The sequence below is a fragment of the Rhizobium sp. CF142 genome (assembly GCF_000281145.1).
GTDB lineage: Bacteria > Pseudomonadota > Alphaproteobacteria > Rhizobiales > Rhizobiaceae > Rhizobium.
Genome location: NZ_AJWE01000114.1, coordinates 330,299 through 348,002, shown reverse-complemented (window position 1 = coordinate 348,002; position 17,704 = coordinate 330,299). Strand labels below are relative to the sequence as shown.

At 59.5% G+C, this 17,704-nt stretch carries 16 protein-coding genes; 9 read left to right on the top strand and 7 right to left on the bottom strand.

Translation table 11 applies throughout. From position 1 onward, the window contains the following. Positions 1-304 precede the first annotated feature (304 nt). A complete protein-coding gene (gene iolG, locus PMI11_RS29540) occupies positions 305-1,297 on the bottom strand; it encodes an inositol 2-dehydrogenase (protein ID WP_007824705.1) in 993 nt (330 codons plus the stop codon). 176 nt (positions 1,298-1,473) lie between these two features. Here iolG and PMI11_RS29535 point away from each other — a divergent pair, with 176 nt between their 5' ends. Next, positions 1,474-1,740 (top strand): hypothetical protein, encoded by a 267-nt coding sequence (locus PMI11_RS29535; protein WP_007824703.1) that lies wholly within the window; start codon positions 1,474-1,476, stop codon positions 1,738-1,740. Between the two features lie 142 nt (positions 1,741-1,882). Here the strand turns inward: PMI11_RS29535 and PMI11_RS29530 are convergent, their stop codons facing one another. Together PMI11_RS29530 and PMI11_RS29525 are read right to left on the bottom strand one after the other, a co-directional pair. Further along, positions 1,883-2,776, bottom strand: a complete 894-nt coding sequence (locus tag PMI11_RS29530) for a Hint domain-containing protein (protein WP_007824701.1) — start codon at positions 2,774-2,776, stop codon at positions 1,883-1,885. 315 nt (positions 2,777-3,091) lie between these two features. Further along, positions 3,092-3,547, bottom strand: coding sequence for a hypothetical protein (locus tag PMI11_RS29525; protein ID WP_007824700.1), 456 nt, complete (start codon positions 3,545-3,547; stop codon positions 3,092-3,094). Between the two features lie 217 nt (positions 3,548-3,764). On the opposite strand from PMI11_RS29525, the gene PMI11_RS29520 reads away from it, so the two are divergent. Further along, positions 3,765-4,319: a putative glycolipid-binding domain-containing protein gene (locus PMI11_RS29520; RefSeq protein WP_007824699.1), complete on the top strand. Its 555-nt coding sequence runs from the start codon at positions 3,765-3,767 to the stop codon at positions 4,317-4,319. 35 nt (positions 4,320-4,354) lie between these two features. On the opposite strand, the gene PMI11_RS29515 is transcribed toward PMI11_RS29520, so the two are convergent. Then, positions 4,355-5,365, bottom strand: coding sequence for a LysR family transcriptional regulator (locus PMI11_RS29515; RefSeq protein WP_007824698.1), 1,011 nt, complete (start codon positions 5,363-5,365; stop codon positions 4,355-4,357). A gap of 270 nt (positions 5,366-5,635) precedes the next feature. Here PMI11_RS29515 and chvE point away from each other — a divergent pair, with 270 nt between their 5' ends. The 6 genes from chvE to araD all read left to right on the top strand — a co-directional run bounded on the left by chvE (position 5,636) and on the right by araD (position 13,939). Next, positions 5,636-6,700 (top strand): multiple monosaccharide ABC transporter substrate-binding protein, encoded by a 1,065-nt coding sequence (gene chvE / locus PMI11_RS29510; protein ID WP_007824697.1) that lies wholly within the window; start codon positions 5,636-5,638, stop codon positions 6,698-6,700. 93 nt (positions 6,701-6,793) lie between these two features. Next, a complete protein-coding gene (gene mmsA, locus PMI11_RS29505; RefSeq protein WP_037072450.1) occupies positions 6,794-8,332 on the top strand; it encodes a multiple monosaccharide ABC transporter ATP-binding protein in 1,539 nt (512 codons plus the stop codon). Beyond that, positions 8,329-9,540, top strand: a complete 1,212-nt coding sequence (gene mmsB, locus PMI11_RS29500) for a multiple monosaccharide ABC transporter permease (RefSeq protein ID WP_007824695.1) — start codon at positions 8,329-8,331, stop codon at positions 9,538-9,540. The genes mmsA and mmsB overlap by 4 nt, the downstream gene beginning before the upstream one ends. 107 nt (positions 9,541-9,647) lie before the next feature. Then, positions 9,648-10,643, top strand: a complete 996-nt coding sequence (araD1, locus tag PMI11_RS29495; RefSeq protein WP_007824694.1) for an AraD1 family protein — start codon at positions 9,648-9,650, stop codon at positions 10,641-10,643. Between the two features lie 60 nt (positions 10,644-10,703). Continuing rightward, positions 10,704-12,137 (top strand): aldehyde dehydrogenase family protein, encoded by a 1,434-nt coding sequence (locus PMI11_RS29490; RefSeq protein ID WP_007824693.1) that lies wholly within the window; start codon positions 10,704-10,706, stop codon positions 12,135-12,137. 62 nt (positions 12,138-12,199) lie between these two features. After that, positions 12,200-13,939, top strand: coding sequence for an L-arabinonate dehydratase (gene araD, locus PMI11_RS29485; RefSeq protein WP_007824692.1), 1,740 nt, complete (start codon positions 12,200-12,202; stop codon positions 13,937-13,939). A gap of 136 nt (positions 13,940-14,075) precedes the next feature. On the opposite strand, the gene gcvA is transcribed toward araD, so the two are convergent. Beyond that, positions 14,076-14,984 carry a transcriptional regulator GcvA gene (gene gcvA, locus PMI11_RS29480; protein WP_037072413.1) on the bottom strand — a complete coding sequence of 303 codons (909 nt, stop codon included), beginning with the start codon at positions 14,982-14,984 and terminating at the stop codon, positions 14,076-14,078. 203 nt (positions 14,985-15,187) lie between these two features. Here gcvA and PMI11_RS29475 point away from each other — a divergent pair, with 203 nt between their 5' ends. Then, positions 15,188-16,042: a DMT family transporter gene (locus PMI11_RS29475; RefSeq protein ID WP_037072448.1), complete on the top strand. Its 855-nt coding sequence runs from the start codon at positions 15,188-15,190 to the stop codon at positions 16,040-16,042. A gap of 280 nt (positions 16,043-16,322) precedes the next feature. Here the strand turns inward: PMI11_RS29475 and PMI11_RS29470 are convergent, their stop codons facing one another. Continuing rightward, positions 16,323-16,916 carry a nucleotidyltransferase family protein gene (locus tag PMI11_RS29470; RefSeq protein WP_007824687.1) on the bottom strand — a complete coding sequence of 198 codons (594 nt, stop codon included), beginning with the start codon at positions 16,914-16,916 and terminating at the stop codon, positions 16,323-16,325. Between the two features lie 84 nt (positions 16,917-17,000). After that, positions 17,001-17,642 (bottom strand): DUF2268 domain-containing putative Zn-dependent protease, encoded by a 642-nt coding sequence (locus tag PMI11_RS29465; RefSeq protein ID WP_007824671.1) that lies wholly within the window; start codon positions 17,640-17,642, stop codon positions 17,001-17,003. Positions 17,643-17,704 lie beyond the last annotated feature (62 nt).

Genomic DNA, 17,704 nt, shown 5'->3' with positions numbered 1-17,704 from the left:
CGAAGGGTCGGATGAGGGGGCCACAACCGCCGACAGAGATTTCTTTAAGTCTCTGTCATAATACTGTTTTAGGCCTTGGGGCACGCTGGTAGCTTGGACCGGTCAGCCTTGTGTCCGCGGCCCCCTCATCCGACCCTTCGGGCCACCTTCTCCCCGCTGGGGCGAAGGGGACAGGCACCGTCGCACTCTTCCTTTTCCTTGTGGGGAGGGGTCTTCGGATCATACAGTTACGCGTCTCGTCAAACGAGAAATGGCCGGGCAAGAGCCCGGCCATCTCATTATGGCGACCGTCGGGAGAGGGCGGTCAGCCGATCTTGATGAGCTTGCCTTCCTTGACCGACTGGACGGCGGCATCTGCTAGAGCGAGAGCAGCCAGGCCATCGGCGCCGGAGGGGGAAATCTTCGAGCCCTTTTCGATCGCGGCGATGAAGCTTGCGATCTCGTTGGCATAGGCTTCGGTGTAACGGGTCATGAAGAAGTCATGCAGCGGTGGGCGGGTATAGCCTTCGCCGTTGGCGACTTCGATCGAGACCGGACGCTGGTTTTCGGCCGAAACGAGACCCTTGGAGCCGTGAGCCTCGATGCGCTGGTCGTAGCCATAGGTGGCGCGACGCGAGTTCGAGATCACGGCCTGCTTGCCGGATGCGGTCTGCAGGATGACGGAGACGCTGTCATAGTCACCGGCTTCGCCGATCGCCTTGTCGACGAGCACTGCGGCCGTTGCAAAAACGGAGACCGGCTCTTCGCCGAGCAGGAAGCGGGCCATGTCGAAATCGTGGATCGTCATGTCGCGGAAGATGCCACCCGAACGCTTGATGTAATCGACCGGCGGGGCGCCGGGATCGCGCGAGGTGATCGTCACCATCTCGACATCGCCGATCTTGCCTTCGTCGATGACCTTGCGGACCGCCATGAAATGCGGGTCGAAGCGGCGGTTGAAGCCGACCATCAGCTTGGCGCCGGTTTCTTCGACAACCTTGATGCAGGCTTTTACGCGCGCAACATCCAAGTCGATCGGCTTTTCGCAGAAGATCGCCTTGCCGGCGCGGGCGAAGCGCTCGATCAGGTCGGCATGGGTATCGGTCGGCGTGCAGATGACGACGGCGTCGATATCCTTGGCGGCCTCGATCGCTTCGATCGTGCGCACTTCGCAGCCGTAGGCGGAAGCGATCGCTTCGGCGGCCTGGGGGAAGGCGTCGGCGACGGCCACGAGCTTTGCATTGGCATCGCCGCTGACGGCCTTTGCGTGGACCTTGCCGATACGGCCGGCGCCGAGAAGACCAAATCTCACTGTCATTACTGCCTCCCTAGATTCGGAACAAATAAACCGAATTGATACAAGTTTAGAATTTTCATTCCATTTTCCAATCGCCGCGTCAAGTCCGCGGGCCTTTCACATTTGTGAAATCCATCCTAAAGACAAGTGACGTCATCACAACAGTGAGACGGCGTTATCACGACAATGGGACAGAGATGCAGCTGATCGATCCTAACCACCCGACCTATCGACACCTTTGGGTTCGTGTCCTCATCGTCGTGGTCTGTTTCGGATGGGCGATCTTCGAATTCATCGGCGGCGACCCCTTCTGGGGCGTGCTTGCGGGCGGCGCCGGCGCTTATTCCTTCTATATGCTGATCTGGACCTTCAATCCGAAGCCGCCGGAAACGGCAGCAGTTGTCGCACCCGATGATGAGGACGGAGACAAGCCGGCAATAGAAGAAGAGAGGAAGGCCGAATAGTTAAAGCGTGCCGCGATCTTTCGGATGCGCGCCACGCTTCAGGTCCTTGTTTCACGTATATCGTTCTTGCAAACCCGCTGCACAGTTTTGCGCGGCACGCGTTCTCCGGCCCTCCGATTCGGCGCGGAAGGCCTGCAACTGATCAGAGCGACAGCTCTTTGGCTTGCGCGTCTATCTTTTCACAGGCATCCCCGAACGGATCGCGCATCGGCACCAGTGGCGAAGCGCCAAGGAGGAGAAGCGCTTTCAAGTGCTTCCAGCCGCCTTCCTCGCCCAGCACCGGCGCATAAGGCGTCATCACGGCGCGTTCCTCGCCATAGAGGCGCTTGTATTCCGCAAAATTGGAGAAGTCCTCGTGATTGCTCCCCAAGAGATGGAAGGTCTCGGCCGCGGCACCTTCGGCAAGGATGACTTCATGCGTGTCGAGCAGGACGGCGTAGTATTCGACCGGCACGTCATCGGCCGGAACGACCGGCGCAATGGTCGTGCCGTTCACGAGATCCTTCACGCGGATCAGAACGCCGTTCAGAAACAGCGCATGGCCAGGCGACAGGTAGAGATCGGAATGGGGCGTGCTTCTATCCAGCGCGTGGCGGGAAACCCGGATCGGCACGACGCCTTCATGCCAGCGTGCGCCGCTCTTCTTGAAGACCTGGCGGCCGACCCATCTGATTGGACGGGCGCTCCCGTCCGGAAGGGCAACGCGATCGCCAATGCGCAGATCCTCGACGGGCTTTTCACCGCAATCCGTGAGGATCGCCGTTCCACGCAGGAAGCACTGCGGGCCGCCACCACCGCCTCCGCCAGAGCCACCGCTTCCGCCAGAGCCTCCATGTCCACCGGAGCCGCCGTGTCCGCCGGAGCCTCCATGTCCGCCCCGCCCCCAAAGCCGCCCCAACGCATTCGCGGGAGAGGTGGAAATTGCCGTCGCCAGTGCCGCAACGCCGGCAAACCGGGCACCGGCGGCAGCGGCAACACCTAGAAAATGTCTGCGCGCGGTATTGCGTGGCAGCTTAGGATCTCGCGTGGATGACATGCTGGTGTCCTTCGATAACATTAACACCGGCCTATGTTACAAAAGGTTGTATCGCATTCAATTTCGCTAAATAGCGTTGAGGCCTAATGAAAAGGGAGTAGGCACGGTATGTTGGCCTGCCGAAATATGCTGTCGCCGGTACCAAAAAGCGGAAGAATTATCTGCTACTAAAACGCGAAATATTCAATCGAGATACTATCAGCACCAGTTGAACCGTCAGAAAAAGCAGCGTAAATAACCCGCAAAGCGAGCCGGAAACGCCAGCCGTCCAAAGCCTGGAACGTCTCAAATCATTCGATGACGGACGGAAAAGCTTCAGCTGTGCGGCAGGCGGCGCATCGCCTCGTCGATCAGCAGGTTAGCGATCATCATACGTCTGTTGGCATTGGTGCGGAAAGGCTCTGCGACACCATCAGGATGATTGGCCTTGGCGAAAGCCCGCCGTTTCTCGTTCAGCGTCTGTTGCGTATCGGCAGATGAAATCGACAGGTCGGCGACAATCTCTTCCGGCGCGATGCGGGCGAGATGATCGGGCATGACCGGTTCAGGTGCCGGCGGAGGAGGGGCCGCAATCGCCGGTTCGGGGCCGAGATTGTCGAAATAGGCTTGCCCGACCCGCTGCGAAGCAGCCGAAACACCCTCCATTACATCGAAGGCGAGGCCAGTCGGAAAGCCGGGAACGCGATGGGCGGCCGGCTCTTCCGCTTCTCCGGCGTCTTGCTCTTTCAACCGTTCGAGAACGGATTGGAATATCGATTGTCCGAACAGCATGCGCCTTCCTTTGCGAGCGGCGCATTAGACGGCGCCAAGTTGGCGCCGGGCTGGATTTCGGTGCAGTGATCCTGACCTTGTCCTGGCGAGATTGAAGCGTTCTGTCAGCCCCAGCAAATCTTGGCGTGGTGTCTGACCGGATGGAATCCTATGCTTGGTGAACTGTCCGGTCGCCGCGACAGGGGCAGCATTTGTGGAAACGGCAATGAGGGCGCGTATGACAGCGTGGAAGCAGACAATAGAATGGACCGATTGGAACGGAGGCGGGCTTGAGCGTCTTTCCATCCTCCACAATGACGAGGGTGTGTTTGCGGAAGGTGTTGTGACCGGACAGTTCGAAGCCGGAAAATATGATCTGACCTACCGGTTGGTGATCGACCCGCATTGGCGGGTGCGCGACGTCAGGGTTCAGATCGCCAACGGTCCAAGGCTGCACATTCTGTCCGACGGCCGCGGTCGTTGGGTCGACGGGAATAGCTCGGAGATTTCCGATTTGGCCGGGTGCATCGATGTCGATATTGCAGCAACACCCTTCACCAACACCCTGCCAATTCGGCGGCTTGAACAAAAAACAGGTGTCGCCGAGGACATCAACGCTGCCTATGTTTCCCTGCCGGACCTGATCGTCGAGCCTGTCAAACAACGATATACCAAGCTTGCCGAGAACCGTTTTCTCTATGAAAGCCTATCAACTGGATTTTCCGCCGAACTTGAGGTCGACGACGACGGCATCGTGCTGGACTACCCGGGCGTTTTTAGAAGATTGTCGTAGCATGCGCGTCGTTCAGTCCGGGTATCTTAACGGCCCTAGCCCTCAGCCTGCCGGATGCTCTCTTCCAGAATGAGATCGTAGAGCAGCCGGGCGCTCGGCGGCAGAGCGCGCTCGCGGACGGTGATCAGGCTGTAGGGCTTGACGTTGATCTCGAAATCGATCGGCAGGATGCGCACATCGGATGCATTCGAGCTCTGAGAAGCGAGAAACTGGGCGACATCGACGGCAACGGGGGCAATGGCATCCGTCTCGCAGATGATCGCGCAGGTGAGCAGCAGCGAAGAGGTGTTGACGATGTTTTCCGGAAGCCGAACTGCGCGCGACAGGAAGATATCCTCTATCGTGCGGCGCAGCAGCGTGCCCGGCGGCTGGAACACCCAGTCGTAATCCTTGATCTCGGACAGGCTGCTTGGGCTCTTCTTCTTCAAGAGCGGGTGGCGGCTGCGGACGATGAGGCAGGCTTTCTCGACGCCGATCTCGCGGACCTCGAAAAGGCGCGGGTTGAGGTCATCGGGGATGCGGCTGATGATGAAGTCGTGGCGGGCGGCGAGAAGCTCGCGCGCCAGCACATTGCTGGTCTCGACCTGGATATTGACCTCGATGCCTGGAAAGGTCTTGCGCACCGTGTTGATTGCGGGAACGACGAGGCTCATGGCGGGCGCGGTGACCGCGCCGATGAAGACCGAGCCGCCCTTGCCGCTCTTCAATTCGCCGATCTCGCGACTTGCCTCACGCAGCTCCAGAAGGATCTTGCGCGCACGCCGGGCGAGAGCTTCGCCGAAGGTGGTCAGCACCACGCCGCGGGCAACCCGCTCATAGAGCGGAGTCTTCACAATCGACTCCATTTCGGACAGCATTCGGGAGGCCGCCGGCTGCGATATGTTCAGCACCTCTGCGGCAGCCGAAATCTGCCCGCTATCTTCGATTGCGACAATCATACGCAGGTGATTCAGCTTAAGTCCTGCACGTAGAAGGCCGTCATCGCCAAAATTGTCGCTGTTAATGTCGACATGTTCCAAAGAAAATGGCTCGGAGATAATCGTCATGGTTGCAGCCTCCCCACTGCGCTCCATCAAAAGTAATACTTTTTAACGATATACCAAATTTGTTATGCACATTACCAGTTATTCTATTTGACAGTTATAGGAATCCATACCAGTTTGCCGCCGTGTGCTGGTTGGCACTCAACACGTGTGAGATCGTGGAGGAGACCTACTTCGTTTCTCACCATCTGAAGTAACTATCCAATACGGAACCTGCCACAGTTTCGGGGCGGGCGATTTTTCGTCCGCTAATCTTTAACAAGGGAGAGAGAAATGAAATCCATTATCTCATTGATGGCTGCGGCTGCTTTCGGCGTCGCATCGTTCGTTATGCCGGCTATGGCGGCCGATAAGGGCCTGGTTGGCATCGCAATGCCGACGAAGGCTTCGGCTCGCTGGATCGACGACGGCAACAACATCGTCAAGCAGCTCCAGGCTGCCGGCTACCAGACCGACCTGCAGTATGCTGACGACGATATTCCGAACCAGCTTTCGCAGATCGAAAACATGGTCACGAAGGGCGCCAAGGTTCTCGTCGTCGCTTCGATCGACGGCACGACCCTTTCCGACGTTCTCCAGAAGGCTCATGACGCCGGCATCAAGGTCATCGCTTATGACCGCCTGATCCGCGACTCTGCCAACGTCGACTACTACGCCACGTTCGACAACTTCCAGGTTGGCGTTCTGCAGGCTGGTACGATCGTCGACAAGCTCGGCCTCAAGGACGGCAAGGGCCCGTTCAACATCGAACTCTTCGGCGGTTCGCCTGACGATAACAACGCCTTCTTCTTCTATGACGGCGCAATGTCTGTCCTGCAGCCCTACATCGACAGCGGCAAGCTCGTCGTGAAGTCCGGCCAGACCGGCATGGACAAGGTCGGCACGCTGCGTTGGGATCCGGCAACGGCCCAGGCCCGCATGGACAACCTGCTCTCGGCTAATTACACCGACGCCAAGGTTGACGCTGTCCTGTCTCCGTATGACGGCCTGTCGATCGGTATCCTCTCGTCGCTGAAGGGCGTCGGCTACGGTTCGGCTGGGCAGCCGCTGCCGGTCGTCACCGGCCAGGACTCGGAAATCCCGTCGATCAAGTCGATCATCGCAGGCGAACAGTATTCCTCGATCTTCAAGGATACCCGCGATCTGGCGAAGGTCACCGTTTCGATGGTTGACGCCGTCATGTCCGGCAAGGAGCCTGAAGTCAACGACACGAAGACCTACGACAACGGTGTCAAGGTCGTTCCGTCCTACCTGCTGAAGCCGGTCGCCGTGACCAAGGAGAACTACAAGGCGGTTCTCGTTGATGGCGGTTACTACAAGGAAGACCAGCTGAAGTAATTATGAATGGCCGGAACCCGCGCGATTGCGGGTTCCGGTCTTCGATTCTATGATCGCCGGGTCATTTCTGATCGCGGCGTTGGGTTTTTAGTCATGGAAAATACGATCCTCGAAATGCGGAACATCACCAAGACGTTCCCAGGCGTCAAGGCGCTCGAGAATGTGAACCTCAGGGTTCGTCAGGGTGAGATCCACGCATTGGTGGGCGAAAACGGGGCCGGCAAGTCGACCCTGATGAAGGTGCTCTCCGGCGTCTATCCGGCAGGAAGCTATGATGGCGACATCGTCTATGAAGGCGACGTGCGCAACTTCAGGGTTCTGAAGGATTCCGAAGAAATCGGTATCGTCATCATCCACCAGGAGCTGGCGCTGGTGCCCCAGCTTTCAATCGGCGAAAACATCTTCCTCGGTAATGAAAACGCCAAGAACGGCGTCATCAGCTGGGGCGAAACATTCAATCGCACGAAGCAATTGCTCGCCAAGGTGGGCCTGGCGGAATCTCCGAACACGCTCGTGACCGACATCGGCGTCGGCAAGCAGCAGCTCGTCGAGATCGCCAAGGCGCTGTCGAAGAGCGTCAAGCTGCTCATTCTCGACGAGCCTACCGCATCTCTGAACGAAAGTGATTCCGATGCGCTGCTCACCCTGCTGATGGAATTCCGCAGGCAGGGCATTACCTCGATCATCATTTCCCACAAGCTGAACGAGATCCGCAAGGTCGCCGACCAGATCACGGTCCTGCGCGACGGCATGACCGTCAAGACGCTCGACTGTCACAAGGACGAGATCAGCGAAGACATCATCATCAAGAACATGGTGGGCCGCGACCTCGCGGACCGTTATCCGCCGCGCTCCGTGCCGATCGGCGAGACGATCTTCGAGGTCAAGAACTGGAATGCCTTCCACCAGCAGCATCGCGACCGCCAGGTCCTGCACGACATCAACGTGAATGTCCGCAAGGGCGAGGTCGTCGGCATCGCCGGCCTGATGGGCGCCGGCCGCACCGAATTCGCCATGAGCGTCTTCGGCAAGTCCTATGGGCACAAGATCACCGGCGACGTCTTCGTCGACGGCAAGAAGGTCGATACGACGACGGTGCGCAAGGCGATCGACGCCGGTCTCGCCTATGTGACCGAGGACCGGAAACACCTTGGCCTCGTGCTGGGCGAGACAATCGTTCACAACACGACGCTTGCCAATCTGGAAGCGGTGTCGAGTGCCACCGTTATCGACAGTGTCAGGGAATCGCGCGTCGCCTCCGACTATCGGTCGAAGCTGCGCATTCGTTCCTCCAGCATCTTCCAGGAAGCGGTCAACCTGTCGGGCGGCAACCAGCAAAAGGTCGTTCTGTCGAAATGGTTGTTCTCGGATCCCGAAGTGTTGATCCTGGACGAACCGACGCGCGGCATTGATGTTGGCGCCAAATATGAAATTTATACTATCATCAACCAGCTCGCGGCTGACGGCAAAGGCGTTCTGATGATTTCATCGGAAATGCCTGAGCTTCTTGGTACGTGCGACCGCATCTACGTCATGAATGAAGGACGGATCGTTGCGGAACTGCCGAAGGGAGAAGCGAGCCAGGAAACCATCATGCGCGCCATCATGCGCTCAGGAGAGAAGAAACAATGACGCCGATCAATCAACCCATCACCGAGCAAGGGCGTGTCGTCTCCATCGGCGAATTTGTTCGCGGCAACATCCGTGAATACGGCATGTTCATCGCGCTCATCGCGATCATGGTGTTCTTCCAGATCTCGACCGGCGGCGTTCTCTTCAGGCCGCTCAATCTGACGAACATCATTCTGCAGAACTCGTTCATCGTCGTCATGGCGCTGGGCATGCTGCTGGTGATCGTTGCCGGCCATATCGATCTTTCGGTCGGCTCCGTCGTCGGTTTCATCGGCGCCATCGCCGCCGTTATGACGGTGCAGTGGCATATGAACTATGTCCTTGCGACCGTTATTTGTCTGGCCGTGGGTGCGCTGGTCGGCGGCCTTCAGGGTTATTTCGTCGCCTATCACAAGATACCGTCCTTCATCGTCACGCTTGCCGGCATGCTGGTCTTCCGCGGCCTGACGCTGACCGTGATGACGGGAGCCGGAACGGGCACCAGCATCGGTCCGTTCCCTCCGGCCTTTCAGCTGATCAGCATCGGCTTCCTGCCCAACCTTTTCGACATGGGCGGCATCAACTCGACCTCGATCATCCTGACCGTCATCGGCGCCGTGACCCTCGTCTATCTGGCATGGCGCGCGCGCAAGTCGAACGAAAAGCATGGCAACGACGTCGAGCCTCTGGGCTTCTTCATCGCGCAGAACGGCATCGTCGCTCTCGCCATCCTGGCGCTCGGCTATCAGCTGTCGATCTACAAGGGCTTCCCGAACGTGCTCGTCATCATGCTGGTGCTGATCACGGCTTATGCTTTCATCACTCGTCGCACGACGATCGGCCGCCGTATCTACGCGATGGGCGGTAACGAGAAGGCAACGAAGCTGTCCGGTATCAACACCGAGCGGCTGACCTTCCTCACCTTCGCAAATATGGGTCTGCTTGCGGGTCTCGCTGGTCTGATCGTGGCGCTGCGCCTCAACTCGGCAACGGCTAAGGGCGGCTTCGGCCTCGAGCTCGACGTGATCGCGGCCTGCTTCATCGGCGGCGCATCGGCACAGGGCGGCGTTGGCAAGGTGACCGGCGCTGTCATCGGCGCTCTGATCATGGGTATCATGAACAACGGCATGTCGATCCACGGCCTTGGCACCGACTCCCAGCAGATGGTCAAGGGTGCGGTGCTTCTCGCTGCCGTCTTCTTCGACGTCTATAATAAGAACAAGGGCTGAGCTTCGGCTCGGCCCCCGCATCGCAGTCATATGAAAATTGAATTCCGGCTCCGGATGGAGCCGGAGCGGCGAAGCTTTGTCATCGCCAAACGAAAAGGATCAGGAACGTGCTTATTTCGCAGATCAAGGGCGCAAACGGAGAGATCATCGTCGCCGTGCGCGAACCGGGTGCCGCCGCCAAGGCCGTCAAGGGTGCTGCGAGCGTTTACGCTCTGGCGATGGAAGCCGCAGATAGCGGCAAGTCGCTCGTTTCCGTTATCGAGGCCCACGGATACGGCGAAACCGTCGATCTTGAAAAGGCCTATGCGGAGGGCCGCTTCCTGCCGCCGATCACGCATCCGGATGCCGCGCATCTGCACCTGACCGGTACGGGCCTGACGCATCTGGGCTCGGCTGCGACGCGCGATTCCATGCACAAGAAGACCTCCGAGGCAGCAGAGGAAACGCTGACCGACTCCATGAAGATGTTCAAGATGGGTCTTGAAGGCGGCAAGCCGGCAGCCGGCCAGAAGGGCGTGCAGCCCGAGTGGTTCTACAAGGGCAATGGCTATGGCGCTGCTGCTCCGGGCGCTCCGCTCGTTTCGCCGTCCTTCGCGCTCGACGGCGGCGAGGAGCCTGAGATGGCCGGCATCTATGTCATCGCCAAGGACGGTACGCCGTTCCGCATCGGTTTTGCCCTGTCGAACGAGTTTTCCGACCACGTCACCGAGCGGATCAACTATCTCTTCCTCGCCCATTCCAAGCTGCGTCCGGCAAGCTTCGGTCCGGAAATCCGCATCGGTGTGGCTCCAGAGGATATTCGTGGCACCTCGCGCATCAAGCGCGGCAACCAGGTGATCTTCGAGAAACCGTTCCTGTCGGGCGAAGCGAATATGTCGCACACTTTCGCCAATCTGGAATATCACCATTTCAAATATGGCCTCTTCCGCGTGCCGGGTGATGTGCATGTACATATGTTCGGTACGGCGACGCTTTCCTTTGCCGATGGCATCAAGGCGGAAGAGGGCGATGTCTTTGAAATCGAGGTGGCCGAATTCGGCTTGCCGCTGCGCAACCCGCTGAAGGTTGCTGCCGAAGAAGAGATCGCCGTCAAGCAGCTCTGATTTCCAAGACCGGCCGCCACGCAAGCGGCCGGTCATTTGTCATAGAGGAGACCCAAGCCCATGACCGTCCATCAGAATCTCATCGCCGGCGAGTGGACCGGCACGAACGCCGCCGAGAATATCAATCCGTCCGACACGAACGAGGTCGTCGGCCTCTACGCTCAGGCGAGCGCCGAGGATGCCAAGGCTGCGATCGCCGCTGCCAAGGCTGCCTTTCCGGCCTGGTCGCGCTCCGGCATCTGGGAGCGCCACGTCATCCTGAAGAAGGCCGGCGACGAGATCATGGCGCGCAAGGATGAGCTTGGTGCTCTGCTTGCCCGCGAGGAAGGCAAGACGCTTCCAGAGGCGATCGGCGAAACGATCCGCGCATCGCAGATCTTCGAATTCTTCGCTGGCGAAGCGCTGCGCCTTGCCGGTGAAGTCGTTCCCTCGGTGCGTCCCAACATTGGCGTCGAGATCACTCGCGAGCCGCTCGGTGTCATCGGCATCATCACGCCCTGGAACTTCCCGATCGCCATTCCGGCCTGGAAGATCGCTCCGGCGCTTTGCTACGGCAACACCGTCGTCTTCAAGCCTGCCGATCTGGTTCCCGGCTGTTCCTGGGCGATTGCGGATATCCTGCACCGCGCGGGCCTGCCGAAGGGCGTCCTGAACCTCGTCATGGGCAAAGGCTCGGTCGTGGGGCAGGCCATGCTCGACAGCCCCGACATTGCCGGCATCACCTTTACCGGTTCGACAGGCACCGGCAGGCGCGTTGCCACCTCCTCCATCGAGCATAACCGCAAGTTCCAGCTGGAGATGGGCGGCAAGAATCCGATGGTCGTGCTTGACGATGCCGATCTGACCGTGGCCGTCGAGGCCGCTGCCAATTCCGGCTTCTTCTCCACCGGCCAGCGCTGCACGGCGTCGTCGCGGCTGATCGTCACCGAGGGCATCCACGACAAGTTTGTTGCAGCACTCACCGAAAAGCTGAAGACCGTCGTCGTCGACAATGCCATGAAGCCCGGCACCCATATCGGCCCTGTCGTCGACGCCCGCCAGCTTCAGACCGATACCGATTACATCAAGATCGGCAAGGAAGAGGGCGCCAAGCTTGCCTTCGGCGGCGAACTCATCTCGCGCGAAACGCCCGGCTTCTACCTGCAGCCGACGCTCTTTACAGAGGCGACCAACCAGATGCGCATCTCGCGCGAAGAGATCTTCGGACCTGTCGTTTCCGTGATCCGCGTGAAGGATTACGAAGAGGCGCTGGCAACCGCTAACGACACGCCGTTCGGCCTGTCGGCGGGCATTGCCACGACCAGCCTCAAGCATGCGACGCATTTCAAGCGCAACTCCGAGGCCGGCATGGTGATGGTGAACCTGCCGACCGCCGGCGTCGATTTCCACGTTCCTTTCGGCGGCCGCAAGGGCTCGTCCTACGGCCCGCGCGAGCAGGGCAAGTACGCCGCCGAATTCTACACAACCGTCAAGACCGCCTACACGCTGGCTTGAGACGAAGTGCGATAACCCTGATCGTACGAGGCGATCAGGGGATATCCTGAAGGACAGAAATTATGAAGAAGAAAGCAGAATGGCCGCGCAAGCTGCGCTCGCAGGAATGGTATGGCGGCACGAGCCGCGACGTGATCTACCATCGCGGCTGGCTTAAGAACCAGGGATATCCGCACGACCTGTTCGACGGCCGCCCGGTCATCGGCATCCTCAATACCTGGTCGGATATGACGCCGTGCAACGGTCACCTGCGCGAGCTTGCCGAGAAGGTGAAGGCTGGTGTGTGGGAAGCCGGCGGCTTCCCGCTCGAGGTGCCGGTCTTCTCCGCATCCGAAAATACCTTCCGCCCGACCGCGATGATGTACCGCAACCTTGCGGCTCTGGCTGTCGAAGAAGCGATCCGCGGCCAGCCGATGGACGGCTGTGTGCTGCTCGTCGGCTGCGACAAGACCACGCCGTCGCTGCTGATGGGCGCTGCCTCCGTCGACCTGCCGTCGATCGTCGTCACCGGCGGGCCGATGCTGAACGGCTATTTCCGCGGCGAACGCGTCGGCTCCGGCACGCATCTGTGGAAGTTCTCCGAAATGGTGAAGGCCGGCGAGATGACGCAGGCCGAATTCCTCGAGGCCGAAGCGTCGATGAGCCGTTCGTCGGGCACCTGCAACACGATGGGTACCGCTTCCACGATGGCATCCATGGCCGAAGCGCTCGGCATGGCACTCTCCGGCAATGCTGCGATCCCGGGCGTCGATTCCCGCCGCAAGGTGATGGCGCAGCTCACCGGCCGCCGCATCGTGCAGATGGTCAAGGATGACCTGAAGCCTTCCGACATCATGACCAAGCAGGCCTTCGAAAACGCCATCCGCACCAATGCGGCGATCGGAGGTTCGACCAATGCCGTCATCCACCTGCTCGCCATGGCCGGCCGTGTCGGCATCGATCTGACGCTCGACGACTGGGACCGCTGTGGTCGCGACGTTCCGACCATCGTCAACCTGATGCCATCAGGCAAATACCTGATGGAAGAGTTCTTCTATGCCGGCGGCCTGCCTGTCGTGCTCAAGCGCCTCGGTGAGGCCGGCCTGCTGCACAAGGATGCACTGACAGTGTCAGGCGAAACCGTCTGGGACGAGGTCAAGGACGTCGTCAACTGGAACGAGGACGTCATCCTGCCGGCTGAAAAGGCGCTGACCTCCTCCGGCGGCATCGTCGTGCTGCGCGGCAATCTCGCCCCGAAGGGCGCGGTGCTGAAGCCCTCGGCAGCCTCGCCGCATCTGCTCGTGCACAAGGGGCGGGCAGTGGTGTTCGAGGACATTGACGACTACAAGGCCAAGATCAATGATGACAATCTCGACATCGACGAGAACTGCATCATGGTCATGAAGAACTGTGGTCCGAAGGGCTATCCGGGCATGGCCGAAGTCGGCAACATGGGACTGCCGCCGAAGGTGCTCAAGAAGGGCATCACCGACATGGTGCGCATTTCCGACGCCCGCATGTCCGGTACGGCCTACGGCACCGTCGTTCTGCATACCTCGCCGGAAGCTGCCGTCGGCGGTCCGCTCGCGGTTGTCAAGAACGGCGACATGATCGAGCTCGACGTGCCGAACCGCCGCCTGCATCTCGACATTTCCGAAGAGGAACTGACGAAGCGACTGGCCGAATGGCAGCCGAACCATGATCTGCCGACGTCCGGTTATGCCTTCCTGCATCAGCAGCATGTCGAGGGTGCCGATACCGGCGCCGACCTCGACTTCCTGAAGGGATGTCGCGGAAGTGCAGTCGGCAAGGATAGCCACTAACAGGCCCGTCCTCCAAACATACGCCGATGGAAAGGCGGGGTGAGAACCCCGCCGGTCGCGAAATGCTTCTGTCGCGAAATTCCATCCTTCGTCAAGCGGCGTTCCCGTTACACCTTGACTGAGCTTTGCGGACGCTTCAGGTCTGCATGGTGCGCGTGAATTCCCGCACCTCCTCCAGCATCCAGTTCCGAAACGCGTGGACCTTTGGGTGATCCTGATTGCCGACACGGTAGAGCAGATCGTAGCCCCACTCGACCTCAAGGGCTGCCTCGGGAAATAGTGATACCAGCCTGCCAGCGGCCAAGTCTTCCACAAGAAGGACGCTACGTCCAAGAGCTACGCCCAGCCCTCGAATGGCGGCTTCAATGGACATGCTCCCATGGCTGTATCCCGGCCCGCGCATGCCTGGATAAGGCAGGTCCCTCATCGCGAACCATCGTTCCCAGGTCGCGTTCATCCCGATCTCATGAATGAGTTGGCACTTGACCAGGTCGCTCGGCGCATCGATGCCGCCCATCTTCTCGCGGTACTCCAATGAGCATACTGGCGAGACCGTTTCGTTCATGATGCGCTCTGCCGCCGCGTGGGGGTAGTGACCGTCACCATAACGCAACGCGACGTCGACATGATCGGTAGCGAAGTCGACGGCTGAATCCGTGACCACCAGATGGACGTCGAGATCAGGCGTATCGGCCATCAGGCGATGCAGTCGGGGCGTCAGCCATTTGCTCGCAATGGAGACGCTACAGTTGACAACGAGGCGGGATGCGTCGCTCTTGCGGCGCAACCCCTCGGATTCTCGCTGCAGTTCCGACAGGAGACGGGTGACCGTGCTGAAATAGGAATGACCCGCGTCGGTCAGTTCTATCCGTCGCGTCAGGCGGCGAAATAGCGGCACGCCCAGATGGTCTTCGAGTGCCTTAATCTGTCGGCTCACCGCTCCGTGGGTGAGATGAAGCTCCTGTGCCGCGAGCGTCATGCTCAAGCGTCGACCGGTTGCCTCAAAGGCCCGCAGTGTCTGAAGCGGAGGAAGATGGTCGGTCATGCGCCCATGCGTGATGCCACATCACACATCCTGTGAGAACAAATGGTTTGTCGCGCGGGTATCACGCAGCGTATGGATGGCACATTCTCACGCACACGCCAATGTAAAAGCTGCCTAAGATGTCTCAGAACACCGCTGATACAGCCGTCATGCCTGCTCCGCTCGGTCCTGCAAGGTCGCTCTCGATGAAGAGCTTGGGGGCCATGTTGCTTCTGGCGCTGATGTGGGGGCTGTCGATCCCGATCACCAAGCTCGGCCTTGGCAGCATTCCACCGACGACATTCACGGCGCTGCGCTTCATGGTCGCCGTGCCGCTCATGATGTTCCTGGCAAGGCGCGAACTGCGGGTTCCGAGGAAAGCAATTCGTGGAATTGCCGGTCTGGGCGTCATGGGTATTACACTCGGCAACCTCGCTCAGTCATTCGGCGTGCAAGGCACATCGGCTTCGGTAGCAACGATCCTCTCGGCGACCATCCCGGTGTTCATGGTCATTCTGGCGGCAATCCGTTTCAAGCAATCCGTGACACGGCTGCAATGGAGTGGCCTTTTGGTTGCGTTCTTCGGTATTGCCCTGGTGGCAGTCGGGAGTGGGCCAGGTGTTGACGACATGTCGAGGACCACAGCCGCCGGAGTCATGTTGATGCTGCTCTCCGCCGTCGGCATCGCAATCTATTATATCTGGAGCGCGGAACTGACTGAGAAGTACGGCCTGATGCCGGTAGCGGCATGGAACATGCTTGTCGGACTTATCACCGTTTTGCCGCTCGCCGGCTGGGAAATGGCCCGGCAACCGGTCCACATCACTGTCGAGGCTCTAGCCGTGATCGCCTATCTTGGAATAGTGGTCACAGTGGTTGGCCTGATATTATGGCTCTATCTTCTGAGGGTCGTCCCGGCCCGCGTTGCTGCGAGCGTCCAGTACCTTCAGCCTGTGTTCGGCATCAGCGCCAGTGCGTTTCTCTTCGGTGACCAATTGGGGCTGATGTTCGCAGCAGGGGTGGGATTTGTTCTTGCCGGGCTGGGTCTGGCCGCGGCCGGAAAGCGCGCAAGCTCTTAGCAGTTCCGAGCACCGCTTACCTCGATATCCCCCGCTCGGTTACTCCCCGAGCGAAATGGCCCGCCACTGGCGGGCCTTTTTTGTGCGGAGGACAAAGACTGCCTTGGTCGACGCTGGTCACTATCAGGCATGGCTGGCAAGATATTCTAGGGCAGGAGGCCATTGATCTGGCTCTGCCCTTCGTCGGTGGCGCGCGACAGAAATTTGCCGGAGTTCAGGACTGACGGTTTTGAGGGCTCCGAGCTCTGCAAAGAAGACGGAACGCGGAAAATGCGAGGCGTCATTGTGGCTGCGGATCGCAATCCCCGATCTGATCATCGACAATCGTCAGCCACGGCCATCGCTGCACGTACTGTGCGCATTTATCCAGAAATAGGCCACGCTGAGGATTGGCAGGGTTCAGGCGCAGGATGCCGTTCCACATGTCTTCCAGGCCGTCAGGCGCATAAAGGCTGCCGTCATGAAGGCGGATGCCGACCCTTGTGCAAAGGGTGAGATAACGGTCGATGCCATCCTCGGCCTTTTGTAACTTGGGGTATTCGGCTCCAAACTTGTCCTTGTACCAGAGATGGACCCGGGCCTGGTTCCTGACTTCCACCTTGGCGGGCAGATCGGCGACCGCCTGCTGCACGTTGCGAATAACGAGGTCTTCGGCCTCCCATGACAGGTCGGCGTCATCGAAGTAGAAGACGTCGTAATCCTTTATCCCGTACTGGGGATCATAACCCGACTTCAGGTTCCAGACCGTCTGCACCAGGCAGCCGGCGGTCAGAATGGCCTCGGGAACCTCCAGGGTGCGCAACCGGCTCAACAATTCGGCGTTTATCGGGTTGCGGCGGACAGACTCCATGAATTGCTGCTCGCTAAGCGACATAGCCTCTCCCTCGTCTATAGTTTCGCCAAACCAATTATCCCGAAAATGCCACCTGTGTTGGCTGAACGCCGGGCGGAGCGAATTCTAGATTTGATCCAGAGAAGATCTGAATGCCGATGCTGCTTCGTGAACCAGAGCAGATGATCTTTGGCCCGTTCGCATCATATGATCAGCGACGAGCTGGAAGCCCATCGAATATCCCAGCTGGCCGGGGAAATCGGCCGTGCCGAAGAACCAGGCCTCATGGTCATAGCTGCGGCTGTCCCACTCCCCAGCCGCATGCATCACATATTTGCGGATTTGATCCCTCGGCAGTCTTTCCCAGGGCTCAAGCGGGCCACCATAGATTTCCTGCGCAAAATGCCCCGCCAGGCCTTCAGAGACCAATGCTTCCCCCAATGAATTTCCGTATCCGGGTCCATCCCATCGGGCAGCGTGATGCAGTTCATGCACAAACATCCGCTCCAGGGATGCGTTGGCGTTTGCAGCAAGAACCGGGTTGGCGGGGTCGACCGTGACATAGATCAAGCCGGGCTCCGGCGCATACCCGACATGACCTTTCTCGGGTAGTACGCGGGCTCCGGCTTTCACCACGACATCGACGGGCTCCATGCGCAGTAAAGCGCTCCCCTTATCGAATGCATCGGACAGCCGGTCATCCAGCCAATCACGCAGGTCCGAGAGCACGCCGCGTGCATCGAGAAAATGAAGGTTCATGCGAGACATGACTGCACCATAGGCTCATACGGAGGATTTCGGCAAATGGCCGCCGTTACCGGATCGCCGAT